The sequence below is a fragment of the Chitinophaga filiformis genome (assembly GCF_900102545.1).
Taxonomy (GTDB): Bacteria; Bacteroidota; Bacteroidia; order Chitinophagales; family Chitinophagaceae; genus Chitinophaga; species Chitinophaga filiformis.
The window spans coordinates 243998-256964 of sequence record NZ_FNBN01000004.1 but is presented as its reverse complement, the minus strand read 5'-3'; the positions used below and the strand labels follow the sequence as shown (position 1 = coordinate 256964).

11 protein-coding genes are annotated in these 12967 nt (G+C 46.6%); 3 read left to right on the top strand and 8 right to left on the bottom strand.

What is annotated here, in order from left to right:
• Positions 1-45 precede the first annotated feature (45 nt).
• Positions 46-1197 (bottom strand): N-acetyl-alpha-D-glucosaminyl L-malate synthase BshA, encoded by a 1152-nt coding sequence (gene bshA, locus BLR32_RS18835; protein WP_089834396.1) that lies wholly within the window; start codon positions 1195-1197, stop codon positions 46-48.
• 248 nt (positions 1198-1445) lie between these two features.
• Here bshA and BLR32_RS18830 point away from each other — a divergent pair, with 248 nt between their 5' ends.
• Together BLR32_RS18830 and BLR32_RS18825 are read left to right on the top strand one after the other, a co-directional pair.
• Positions 1446-2822 carry a M20/M25/M40 family metallo-hydrolase gene (locus tag BLR32_RS18830; protein ID WP_089834395.1) on the top strand — a complete coding sequence of 459 codons (1377 nt, stop codon included), beginning with the start codon at positions 1446-1448 and terminating at the stop codon, positions 2820-2822.
• A gap of 25 nt (positions 2823-2847) precedes the next feature.
• Complete coding sequence (locus BLR32_RS18825) at positions 2848-3225, top strand: hypothetical protein (RefSeq protein ID WP_089834394.1); 378 nt, start codon at positions 2848-2850, stop codon at positions 3223-3225.
• A gap of 40 nt (positions 3226-3265) precedes the next feature.
• Here BLR32_RS18825 and BLR32_RS18820 read toward each other — a convergent pair whose 3' ends face one another.
• The 5 genes from BLR32_RS18820 to BLR32_RS18800 all read right to left on the bottom strand — a co-directional run bounded on the left by BLR32_RS18820 (position 3266) and on the right by BLR32_RS18800 (position 8862).
• Positions 3266-3973, bottom strand: coding sequence for an SAM-dependent methyltransferase (locus BLR32_RS18820; RefSeq protein ID WP_089834393.1), 708 nt, complete (start codon positions 3971-3973; stop codon positions 3266-3268).
• Positions 3957-4736 carry an EI24 domain-containing protein gene (locus BLR32_RS18815; protein ID WP_089834392.1) on the bottom strand — a complete coding sequence of 260 codons (780 nt, stop codon included), beginning with the start codon at positions 4734-4736 and terminating at the stop codon, positions 3957-3959. Before BLR32_RS18815 ends, BLR32_RS18820 begins: the two co-directional genes overlap by 17 nt.
• A gap of 154 nt (positions 4737-4890) precedes the next feature.
• On the bottom strand, positions 4891-5907 hold the full coding sequence (locus BLR32_RS18810; RefSeq protein ID WP_089834391.1) for a PorP/SprF family type IX secretion system membrane protein: 1017 nt from the start codon (positions 5905-5907) through the stop codon (positions 4891-4893).
• A 204-nt stretch (positions 5908-6111) separates the two neighbouring features.
• Positions 6112-6765 (bottom strand): uracil phosphoribosyltransferase, encoded by a 654-nt coding sequence (gene upp / locus BLR32_RS18805; RefSeq protein WP_089834390.1) that lies wholly within the window; start codon positions 6763-6765, stop codon positions 6112-6114.
• Positions 6766-6894: 129 nt separating this feature from the next.
• The gene (locus BLR32_RS18800) at positions 6895-8862 is read right to left on the bottom strand and encodes a YfbK domain-containing protein (protein ID WP_089834661.1); all 1968 of its coding nucleotides are present in this window, start codon (positions 8860-8862) and stop codon (positions 6895-6897) included.
• Positions 8863-8974: 112 nt separating this feature from the next.
• Here BLR32_RS18800 and BLR32_RS18795 point away from each other — a divergent pair, with 112 nt between their 5' ends.
• A complete protein-coding gene (locus tag BLR32_RS18795) occupies positions 8975-10054 on the top strand; it encodes an anhydro-N-acetylmuramic acid kinase (RefSeq protein WP_089834389.1) in 1080 nt (359 codons plus the stop codon).
• 188 nt (positions 10055-10242) lie between these two features.
• Here BLR32_RS18795 and ade read toward each other — a convergent pair whose 3' ends face one another.
• Together ade and BLR32_RS18785 are read right to left on the bottom strand one after the other, a co-directional pair.
• Positions 10243-11880, bottom strand: coding sequence for an adenine deaminase (gene ade / locus BLR32_RS18790; protein WP_089834388.1), 1638 nt, complete (start codon positions 11878-11880; stop codon positions 10243-10245).
• 12 nt (positions 11881-11892) lie between these two features.
• Positions 11893-12900, bottom strand: coding sequence for a helix-turn-helix transcriptional regulator (locus BLR32_RS18785; RefSeq protein WP_089834387.1), 1008 nt, complete (start codon positions 12898-12900; stop codon positions 11893-11895).
• Between the last annotated feature and the right edge of the window lie 67 nt (positions 12901-12967).

Genomic DNA, 12967 nt, shown 5'->3' with positions numbered 1-12967 from the left:
AAGCGGACAGCCTTTTTTATTCAAATCAGGTACTTGCTAAGCGCATCATTTATCTACCGACTCCAGCGCTCTGTTCATTACTTCTTCATACAGCGCTTCATATTGCGGGATGATATTATTGATGTGGAAACGTTGCGCCTGTTCCAGGGCTCCCTTCCGCATGCTTGCCAGCAGCGCTTCATCCTGCAGCAGCCTGAGTGCATGATCCGCCATGCTGTCTACATCACCAACAGGACTCAGGTAACCGGTCTTCCCGTGTATGTTCACCTCCGGTAAACCACCCGCATTGGAGGATATTACCGGTACTTCTGCCGCCATGGCTTCCAGGGCTGCCAGACCAAAACTTTCATAATCGGAAGGCAGTATGAACAGGTCAGCAATAGACATGACGTCTTCCAACTGTTCCTGTTTACCTACAAAGCGGATGTCGCCGCAAAGATGCATGTCCCGGCACATCGCTTCGATAGCAGGTCTGTCTGGACCGTCGCCGACCAGCAGCAGCTTGACAGGAACTTTTTCCCTTACCTTCTGGAAAACCTTCACTACGTCAGGAACACGTTTTACCTTACGGAAGTTGGACACGTGCAGCAGGATCCTTTCTCCGTTGGGAGCAATAGCGTTCCTGAAATGCAGCAATTCCGTATCCCGGCGTTTAAACCGCTCAGTATCCACGAAGTTGTAGATCACTTCAATGTCTTTCTCGATCTGAAAGGATTTATATGTTTCTTCCCGGAGATTATTGGATACTGCGGTAATAGCGTCCGACTCGTTGATCGAGAAGGTCACCACCGGTGCATAGGTCTTATCCTTACCGACCAGGGTAATATCTGTACCGTGGAGAGTAGTGATGAAAGGGACCGTCCTGCCTTGTTTGCTCACGATCTGTTTTGCCAGATAAGCCGTAGAGGCATGCGGAATAGCATAATGTACGTGCAGCAGATCCAGCTGCTGATTCAGTATTACATCCACCATGGTACTGCTCAGAGCAGACTCGTAAGGAGGGAAGTCGAAAAGAGGATAGGTAGGGACCTGTACCTCATGATAATATATGTTGGCATGAAAGGCATTCAGTCGCACGGGTTGCTGATAGGTTATGAAATGAACCATGTGGCCTTTATCTGCCAGCGCCTTACCCAGTTCTGTTGCCAGTACGCCACTACCCCCGTAAGTTGGGTAACATACTATTCCAATTCGCATGTATTGTTGTTTAAAACTTTATAGCCAACGCGCTTAGTGCCGAACGTTTAGCACAGAATGCAGAACGCCTCACGCAGAACACAGTTTTTTACGTTAATGTAGGGTACAAAATTATAACATTTTAGCCTGACATTCCGGGTAAATGGTATTAGCGGCATGTTAAGCCTGCTATGTAATATTTATGTATGATGAACCCATTTGAATAACAATGTTATTTAATTAGTTTTAATCCCAAAATCGACGTGTTTATGAGAAATTACCTGCTACCTGCGCTGCTGGCAGTGACCATTCCGGTATGTGCGCAGCACCAGGAGAGCGATTCCCTGGCTTTAAGACAACTGGCTACCGAAGTCCTGACACATAGTAAGGCATATTCTAATCTGAGGGATCTTACCCAGCAGGTAGGAGGCCGCCTTGCGGGTTCTCCGCAAATGGTGAAAGCTGAAAAATGGGGCGAAAAGGTACTGAAAGAAGCCGGCGCAGACACTGTTTATATGCAGGCCTGCCAGGTACCCCATTGGGTACGAGGTGCTAAGGAAGAGGTGCGTATCATCTCCCGCCGCCGCGACTTTATTCCCCCGCTGAATGTACTGGCACTGGGTAACTCAGTAGGCAGCGGCCCGGCAGGGATCACCGCACCTGTGCTGGAAGTGTCCTCTTTCGACGACCTGGAAGCAAAAAAAGACCAGGTGAAAGGAAAGATCGTATTTTACAACTATGCTTTCAAGCCTGAGTTCATCCGTACTTTTGAGTCTTACGGAGACGCAGTAAGATACCGCGGACAGGGCGCCAGTCGTGCGGCAAAATATGGTGCACTGGCTGTAGTGGTGCGCTCTATGACCCATGGAGCCAACAATTTACCGCATACAGGCGCCATGCATTATAATGACTCCTTCCCTAAGATTCCTGCCGTGGCTATTGGCCTCGAAGATGCTGAGCTGCTAAGCAACAGGTTGAAAGGAGAGTCTGATATGAAACTCTACCTGAAAACTAATTGTAAAATGCTGCCTGATACCACAGGACATAACGTAATCGGCGAGATCCGTGGTAGCGAATTCCCTGACCAGATCATCACTGTAGGTGGCCACCTGGATTCCTGGGATGTAAACCAGGGTGCGCATGATGATGGTACCGGTTGTGTACAGTCAGTAGAGCTGTTGAGAGCTTTCAAGGCCCTGGGAATTAAACCTAAACGCACTATCCGCATCGTACTGTTTGCCAATGAAGAGAATGGTACCCGTGGTGGTCAGAAATATGCAGCAGAGGCAAAAGCAAAGGGAGAGCATCATATCTTCGCATTGGAAAGCGACGCAGGCGGTTTTACGCCACGTGGTTTTTCATTCACAATGCCGGCAGAGAAACAGGCTAAAATCATCTCCTGGGCCCCTCTATTCCGCCCTTATGATGTATATGACTTTACATCCGCAGGCGGAGGCGTGGACGTAGGTGAACTCTACGAGGCCCTGGGCACTCCGATGGGTGAACTAATGCCCGACTCACAGCGTTATTTTGATCTGCATCATGCTGCCAATGATACCTTCGAAGCGGTGAACAAGAGAGAGCTGGAACTGGGCGCTTTCAGTATGGCAGGGTTGATCTACCTGATCGATAAATACGGACTTTAATCCTTACCTGTATCAAATAAACAATATGCGCAGATTCCTTTTTATGGTGGTGGGTGGCGTACTGGTGGTGTTGATCCTTATTTTCATGTATAGATTCTATTTCGTGTTTGGTCGCGGGGTGAAAGCCGGAGAGCTGAATCTTTTCGTGGAGAAGGGATATGCCTTCAAGACATTTGAAGGCCGTCTTATTCAGAGCGGTTACCGCTCTAAACAGCCAGGAGCGTTGCAGTCAAATGAATTTCAGTTCTCTGTGACAGATAAACGGATTGCGGATCGCCTTATGACCTGCAGTGGAAAGTTCGTGGAACTGCACTATAAGGAGTATCTGGGGGCACTTCCCTGGCGCGGGATGAGCAACTTCATTGTGGATAGCGTGATTACAGTGAAAGACGTAGCGTATTAATAAAAAAACAGGGATAGCATAATGTTATCCCTGTTCTCTTTTATTGCGCCAGCAGTAAAAATATAGCCGGTTTCTTATGCAGCTCCGGCAGTTGTTGCTTCCATGCCTTCACAGACTTTGTATGGATAAACTCCTCAGGTCCGGTAATGTCTGCAGCTACACATATCTGCGTAGTATCTTTACAGTTATCCAGTATATCTTTCAACAGCTGATTATTACGGTAAGGGGTTTCAATGAAAAGCTGGGTTTGTTGTTTTTTCTGTGATTGCATTTCCAGGTCGCGTATAGCCTTTATTCTTTCCGATGGTTTTACCGGCAGGTAGCCAACGAACTGGAAGTTCTGTCCGTTCATGCCTGAGGCCATCAGAGCCAGCAGCATAGAATTTGGGCCAACCATAGGAATGACCTGTGCATTAATAGCGTGAGCCACCTGCACTACCAGGTGCCCCGGATCGGCGATAGCCGGACAGCCTGCTTCACTGATCACCCCAATATCCTTTCCTGAGAGTAATATCTGTTTGGCCAATGCAGTATCTGGTGGATGATTTTCATGCATCAGCAGTAACTGCAGGGCATCTATGTTGATACTTTTATCCAGCGCTTTCAGGTACCGTCTGGCGGTACGTTCATTCTCCACAAAGAATACACTGATCTGTTGTACCACAGGTGTAACGTAAGCCGGAATAGTATGGAGGGTATCCGGGCTGAGTACAGTAGGGATCAGGTATACTTTACCAGGTTGCACCATGCAATAATCTTTTGTCTGATAAATGAATAGTAGCCGCTATTACTGCATAGGAAGGCGCCATTACCCATCCCAGCACCGGAATGAACATCAGGATATAAAATACAATGCCATTACCCAGCGCGATGCCCCGGTGTTCCTTGATAAACCTGATACTCTGCCTGGTACTCATCTGATGTCGCTCGCAACTGTAATCGACCATGGAGAAACCATAGAAATAGCATTCTATAAAGAAGGCAAACAGTGGTGTGATCCAGCCAACTACGGGTATAAACGACAATACGATCAGCAATATGACAGCAATGGTCTGATACAGCATATTACGCAGTGAAATTGACACGCCTCTGACCATGTCCTTGAGGAACTGTTGCATACTGAAAGGGAATTCCCGTCGCTCCAGGATGGCCTCTGTTTTCTCTGAGAGATAGGCAAACAGGGGAGATCCCAGGATGAGGAAAAGGTATTTATAGTAGGAAAAATATAGCAAGAGGATCATAATCCTGATGGAAAATGCCAGCAGGATAAAGAAGAAGCTGACCCAGCTGCTTTCCAGATCCTGGATCCATATCTTTAATGGCAACAGGTTGAAAAGGTATTCGACAAAATCCCCCGAATATCCCCAAACGAAATAACTACCCGTCATGAACAATATGCAGTACAGGATACCGGGTACGAGTATCCACTTCCATAACTTGTGCTGCATAATAAACTGATGTGCCTTCCCGTAGGCCTGAATAGCGGCGAGCACTTCTCTGAATGAAAACAAAATCCTGGAATTTTAGTGTTTAGTTATCGCTATAAGCATTGATCCGGTTGTAAGTAACTAAAAATCAGTGGAACAATGGTAAAAAATATAGGGCGGCAATAAAAAACCTGCCAGCTTATGCAACTGGCAGGCTCTTTTGAAATGATTTATCAGATCAGAACCTTGGACACAAAGTTCTGTACTTGCTTCCTTCATTGCGTCGGTGTATGTAGATGATAGAGAGCTCCATACCACCACGATAGTTAGATGCCGGTTTCAGCGTAGATACGTTTGTATCGTAAGATGCGCCGATGGTGAAACCGTTGATCTCCAGACCTATATATGGGTTGATCGCATCTTTCAGACGGTACCAGCTACCCAGATAGAAGGTAGTCGGGTTTTCGTCGTCGCCGTTGAGGTTGAAACCGTAAGCACCGCCGAAAGAGAATTCGGTAGCAGTACTTTGTTTCATATAGAGGGCGCTGAAGTGGATGCGGTTACTACCATTTACCGGTACGGAACCACCACCGTGAGCTGTCCAGCGGGCAGTCAGGCGATTATTGTTCTGCGCCATGAATGTTTCTGTAGGCTGCGTGATGTGGTAGTACGAAACACCCATGTAGATATTGGATGATTCACCCACCAGACCGTTATAGAGGATACCGATATTAGGATCGAGATAGGTGATAGTCGGGTTTACAAAGGTCTCACCACTTGGGATGGCAGGGTTGTAACCGTTATTATCTATCTGGTTCTCAAATACCAGTTTCGTCTGATCGAGTCTTTTTTGTACGTAAGTAGCCTGCAAGCCCACTGCCAGGGTGTGGTTACCTTCCGGATCCAGACCTTTATGGTAAGCTGTACTAAAGCTGAGATAGGTAGACGTCAGTGCACCACCGCCGGTCCTGTCGTACATAGCCATTACCCCTACACCCCAGATATCAGTGTAAGACAGTACATTCTTCAGAATGCCGAAGTCTACTGCTGCAGTACCGGTGGTAAAGGGAGTCGAGATACTTCTCCACTGTGAACGATAGTTCCCTGAAACACGAAAGTCGCCTGAAAACAGGCCTGTAAATGCCGGATTAAGTGTGAGTGGGGAGGCGAAGAACTGCGAAAAATGCGGGTCTTGCGCCCTGGCCGGGTTCATCAGATAAAGGGCAATCGTGAAAAACAGCAACACTTTTTTCATAAAACAATACTTAATAGTATAGGGTTTTCTCATGGTTCCATGTGAAGGTACACAATGCTGCTCATATTTCAAATTAAAAATATATAACATTGCTGATGAGAACTCCCTAAAGTGTTATGAATGAATGACTAAACGAAATGGTTTTTCTTTGGTTGACTACTCAAATTCTCTAAAGACGATCCTATCTGTTAATATCCCTGGCTCTTACTGCTGTAGTTTGTTTCCAAATGCGAGATCTCCGGCATCTCCAAGCCCTGGTACAATGTATCCTTTGGCTGTCAGTTCATCGTCAATATCTCCGGCCCAAATGCTCAGGTTACTGTCGGCATGTCTCTGAACATACTCTATTCCTACGGTACAGGCGATAGCTACTACGAGGTGAATGTGTTTGGGTTTACCCAAACTTTGCAGGTGTTCGATGGTTTTCACCAGGGACGCGCCCGTTGCCAGCATGGGGTCTGATAGTATAACTACCTGGCCGTCAATGGAGGGACTGGACACGTATTCCAGGCTGATATCGAAGGTTCCGTCGTGTTTATGCTTCCGGTAAGCAGAAATAAAGGCATGATCAGCTTTATCAAAGTAGTGAAGCAGGCCCTGATGGAGGGCTAAGCCAGCTCTCAGGATGGTAGCCAGAACGGGTTGATCTTTCAACACCCGGCAATTGGCGATACCCAGAGGCGTCTGGACCTCCTTCTCTTCGTATTCTAACGTTTTACTGATCTCGTAAGCGGCTATTTCTCCGAGTCTTTCCATATTGCGCCGGAAGCGCATCCTGTCTGTCTGCACTTCTACGCTTCTGATCTCACTTAACCAGTTACCCACTAACGAATTGGTGCTACTTAGATTCACTATCATGTATGCAAAATACCAAAATTTTCAGAGCCTGGAAATGTAAATAACAATAAAGTAACGAAAAGACCGGTCACGGGCCTATGCCCATGACCGGTCTGACACAAACAATGAATTAAGACCGGTTATAGAGAACTATTTTGTACCATGATTGTTACTGATTAACTGAGCTTTTTTTACCAATTGAATGAATTCTGCGCGATACCCTTCTTCGTCCGTACCACGGGCATTTCCAGCCAGTTTCAGCACCTGATCCCAGGAAGCATTTCCCTTATGTTCGGAATTGCGCAACAGCAGTCCGAAGTCTGCAACAGCAGTGGCCATACGGAAATCCTCAGGCGCCGCAGTTATATCCTGCTGTTTCCAGTGTAATACCTGTGTGATCAGCTGACTGGTGTTGGCCTTCGGCTCTTTGTAGCGCAGTTTGACAGTGAGTACTTCTGAGCTGTTTCCGGCAGGTTGTTTAGCCAGCTGGTATTTCAGTGGATCTACCGCCAGCGGCTGCCCGGTTCCTTTACCTGTAGGAACAATCTCGTAAAGGGCAGTCACAGTATGTCCTGCTCCCATATCTCCGGCGTCTTTCTTATCGTTGTTAAAATCCTCATTCTGCAGCATCCTGTTTTCATAACCCACCAGCCTGTACGACTGTACATACTTAGGATTGAATTCTATCTGCAGCTTCACATCTTTTGCAATGGTAAACAGTGTACCGCCAAATTCGGTAACGAATGTACGACGTGCCTCTTCGAAGTTATCGATGTAAGCATAGTTGCCATTTCCCTTATCCGCCAGTATTTCCAGTTTATTGTCTTTATAGTTACCCATTCCAAAACCTAATACAGAAAGAAAGATGCCTTTCTCACGTTCCTGCTCGATAATGCGTTGCAGTTCTCCATCACTGGAAGGGCCTACGTTGAAGTCTCCATCGGTAGCGATGATCACGCGGTTATTCCCATTCTGTAACAGGTTTTCTGCAGCTGTTTTATAGGCCAGACGGATACCTTCGCCGCCGGCAGTAGAACCACCGGCTTCCAGTTTATCGAGCGCATCCAGAATAGCCGTTTTATTTTCGCCGGAAGTGGAAGGCAGTACCAGTCCCGCAGCGCCGGCATATACCACAATTGCTACTTTATCGACAGACCTTAACTGCGCTGTCAGTGCCCTGAATGCCTGTTTTACCAACGGTAAGCGCTGTGGGCCAGACATAGAGCCGGAAACATCGATCAGGAATACCAGGTTGGAAGGAGGGAGGTTCTCTTTAGCTACATCCTTACCTTTCAGGGCGATACGCACCAGCTGGTGTGTTGTATTCCAGGGACAAACAGCCATATCGGTATGGATGGCCACAGGTGCATCGGTGGTTGGATTAGCGTATTTATAATCGAAATAATTGATCATCTCTTCCACTCTCACTGCATCAGCAGGAGGCATATCGCCGTTGTTCAGGAAACGCCTGATATTGGAATAGGACGCGCGATCCACATCTATAGAGAAAGTGCTAAGCGGTTGATCTGTAACTGCATGAAAGATATTCTCGTTGATTGGGCTGTAATCTTCCGTCTGATAATCATTGGTGCCCGCAGAGGGAGTATAATTCATTACTCTTGAGCCATAAATAGCGGGAGAATTGACACCACTGATTCTTCTCACGTCCTTTTTCGACGCATAGCCTGTTACCACTACTTCATTGATTGCGGGCGCCGGTGCATCTGCTTTTTCCCGTTCTTCCATGACCAGCCGCTGTTTAATGTTTTTAAGCTTAATATCATCCGCGGTGGCGGGAACTGGCTTTAACCGGATATTGAGTTTAGCTTTTTGATCAGCCGAAACAAGCAGCGTATCTGTTTTGTAACCAGTCAGCGAGATATAGAGAGTAGCCTGCCTTCCGTCAAAGGAAAGACTGAACTGACCTTTTTTATCGGTAGTAATCTTTACCTGTTTGGTAGCAGGGACAGCCAGTTGGACAATGGCGCCTGCCAGTGGCGTTTTAGTATTGTAAGCGGTAACAGTCCCTTCTATTTTATGTTGGGATTGCGCCCAATCGGGAGTAGATATACCGAGGATGATAAGTCCAGTCAGCAGCAGAAAGAGATATTTTCGCATAGCACAAGTTTTTAGTCTGCTAATAAGATGCAGCGCATCCACCCGATTCCATAAATCCTGAAAAAAAAGCATGTAAACAGCACATTATTTACTTTTGCACAAATTTTAGTGCATGGTTTATAATGTAATAGGTGTAACCTCAGGTACTTCACTGGCTGGATTGGATGTTGTTTTTGTTGCGCTGACGGAAGTAAGAGGAAAATGGACATATGAGATAAAGGCGGCGGAACGCCTGGCATATACCCCTGAATGGGAAGAGAAACTGGGTGGAGCGGCTAGCCTGCCGGCCAGGGATTATCTCCTGCTGAACAGTGAATACGGTCATTACATAGGACATGCTGTAAATCAGTTCATTTCACAGCACCAGCTGGATCACCAGGTGCATTTTATAGTAGCGCATGGTCATACGGTATTTCACGTACCGGCGCAGAAAATGACCGCCCAGCTGGGAGACGGTGCCGCCATTGCAGCCGTAACCGGTTTGTCTGTTATCAGCGACCTACGTGCTATGGATATTGCGCTGGGTGGAAAAGGAGCTCCCATTCTTCCGATAGCCGAACAACTACTATTCCCGGATCACCGCTACCGCATTAACCTGGGAGAGAATGCCACAATAGCTGTACAGCAGGATGCGCAGTTCCTGGCATTTGATATCTGTCCCTGCAACTATGTACTGGATGCTCTGGCAGGAACGCTGGGTCGCGGTTATGACGATGAAGGAAAACTGGCAGCAGGTGGCGTAACAGATCAACCATTGCTGAATGCATTGAATGGACTCGCATTTTATAGTGAGAAATATCCAGGAACTTTGGCATCAAAGTTTGGCACTGGTGTAGTAATGCCAATGATTCAGCAACATCAGTTATCAACGCAGGGAAAGCTGAACACTTACACCCATCATATTGCTGCGCAGATTGAGAAAGTAGTAAAAGACTTCCAGCCACAGGAAGAAGGTGCATCAAACAGTCTGCTGCTCACAGGTGGAGGCACGGCAAATAAATACCTGGTGAAAGTAATTGAAGAATTGTTACAACCATTGAATATTACTGTAACAGTACAACAGGAACCTTTCCGCAACGCATTAATGATTGCATTACTCGGTGCCTTACGTTGGAGGCAGGAACCTAATGCTTTAGCGTCTATAACTGGTGCGGAGAAAGATAGTGTAGGTGGAGCGCTTTGGGCTGTATAGAAGTTTATAAAACAAAGAAGAGGTTGTATCAAGGGTAATTTGATGCAACCTCTTGTCATCTGAAAAGCTAGTCACCTAACCATTAAGAGCGACAGCGGAAGTAGCAGGCGGTTTCAGATGGGAATGACGAGAGGCGCCGACCGACATCCCATACTGAAACCGAAGCTACTTAGCGTAATAAAAGGAGGTTATAGCACGGCCGCTGTAAAGCTGAAAGTATCTCCGTCAAACAATCCTTTATCACTCAGTTTCAGATGAGGAATTACCAACAATGCCATGAATGATAATGTCATGAAAGGCGCATCCAGTTTACTCCCCAACGCTTTCGCAGCTTTATCCAGTTCACTATACCGGGCAGCTACTTCATAACCATCAAGATTACTCATCAAGCCGGCTACAGGCAAAGGCAGCACTGACTCTTCATTGTTATTCACTACACTTACCCCGCCTTTATGCGCAATCACGGCATTTACTGCCTGTGCGATACTTTCATCATCCACACCCACCGCAATAATATTGTGACTATCATGCGCCACTGAGGATGCAATAGCGCCCTGTTTAAAACCAAAGTTCCTGATGAATCCCAGGGCCACAGGAGCGGGATTATATCTGTTTACAACAGCCAGTTTCAGTATATCCTTTTCTGTTGAAGAAAATAACTGACCATCTACAACAGGTAATATATCTGTAAAGCTGTTAGTGATCAGCTGACCACCCAGTGCTTCAATCACTTTTACATTTGCAGTAACCCCACTGGCAGTAATACGAAAATCACTGCCGGATACAGGTGCACAATCAAAGTTATTGATGACAGGCGCAATGACAGAAGGGATACGGGTTTCACCATGCTGCGCTACGGCGATGCCATTGATATAAGTAGCTACAATATTAAATCTGTCAAGATTATCTGCAACAATAAAATCTGCAGGATCGCCTACACGCAATAGTCCCGCAGGTATCCTGTAATGCAACACAGGGTTCACGCAGGCAGCGCGCAACACCTTGAAGAGATCAATCTTTAGCGCCAGCGCCCTTTTCACCAGTACGTTGATATGGCCTTCCACCAGGTTGTCAGGATGTTTATCATCGCTGCAGAACATGATCTTCTCCGGATAGTCATTGAGCAGGTGGATCAGCGCATCAAAGTTACGTGCGGCACTTCCTTCACGGATGAGGATATGCATACCGTACTGTAATTTATCCAATGCTTCTTCCGCCGTAAAACATTCATGATCGGTACTGATACCGGCAGCAATATACTTCTTTGCATCTTCGCCCCGCAGGCCCGGTGCATGGCCGTCTACAGGCTTGCCGATACGTTTTGCTGCAGCTATCTTCGCCATTACATCCGGTTGTTCATACAACACACCGGGAAAGTTCATCATCTCAGTGAGATATAGTACTTCCGGTTTTTGCAACAGTGCTTCCACATCGGCAACGGTAACCTCTGCACCAGCAGTTTCAAAGATGGTAGCAGGCACACAGGAAGGAGCGCCGAAGCAGAATTTAAAGGGCACGCTCTTACCGTTTTCCAGCATATATTCCACACCCTTTACACCGAGTACATTTGCAATCTCATGCGGATCGGAAACAGTAGCCACAGTACCATGTACTACCGCCAGCCGGGCAAATTGTGAAGGCGTCAGCATAGAGCTCTCCACGTGCACATGTGCATCAATAAATCCCGGCAGCAGGTATTGCTCATATGTGGTTGCATCTTCTGTAATACGGGCTATAATGCCGTTTTCGACAGTAATGGTGGCAGGATATATCTTTTGCTGTAAGATGTCTATCAGGTTGCCGGAAATCCGGAATGAGTTTGTCATGTAAAAGAGCGTTTAGGATGAATAATTCTGCAGCATTGCTTTTGCTTCTGCTGCCATCTTTTCTGCCAGGTGTGCAGGCTGTAATATTGTTACATTAGCCCCATAACTAAGCAGTAACATCTGTAATTCATGATTGATCACTACATTGAGTGAGATCCGGCATTCTTTATCGTTGTCCTTTTCAATCTGCTGGGAAAGATGCATGGGCTGCGACTTGATATACTTACCCTGTAATGGCGTAAAGGAAAGTACCACCTTTTCGGGAGCGCCTTCCGGCACCGTTACGCCAATGGCGTGCTGGTAATAACTGGCATCATCGAAGTTTTTCTCATCGAATGTTTTGTTGGTAGGCCAGATATCTACTATCCTGTCCAGTGCGAAAGTAAGCAGGGTGCCGCCTTTGGCTTTCTGGCTTTTACCGATCAGGTAGAAGCGGTACTGATATTCACGCAGGTGATAAGGCTCTACCCAGTGTTCCTTAGGCTCATTCCTGTCAAAGCTCTGGTACGCAATACGTATGACCTCTCTTCCTTTAATGGCATCTACTATGAAAGGGATATGAGCTGCGCCTTTGTATTGCGTGGCGCGGGCAAATTTGATCAATCCTTTGTGTTCCAGTACTTCCCTGTTCTTTTTCAGGCTGGCAGCTATTTTTAGAATGGCGTCCTCAAACTGTACAATTACCGGCAGACTGCGGAATTGTTCCAGAATACCGATAGCGATCTCAAGTCCCTGGAGATCAGCTTCATCTATCGGCAGACTATTGATAGAATAGGTTTCATCTTCATAACGGTAAGTACCTGTACTGCGATCGTACAGGATGGGGGCCTGGTAATTCAATTCGGGGTCATGACGCATATCCTGGATATCTTTCTGAATAGTACGTACGGAAATGGTAGCACCCATTTTCGCGGATACAAATTCAATAAGATCTTCCAGGGTGGGTTTTCTCAAACGCTTGTTGCGCAAACGCTCGTCTATCCAGCGGTAACGCGAAACAGCATCCTTGTTCTTAGGCATGCATAAAAATATTTAGAGGATAAAAGTAGTTAAAATTCGCTACGCAAATTCTCTGCGTTTTGGGCTG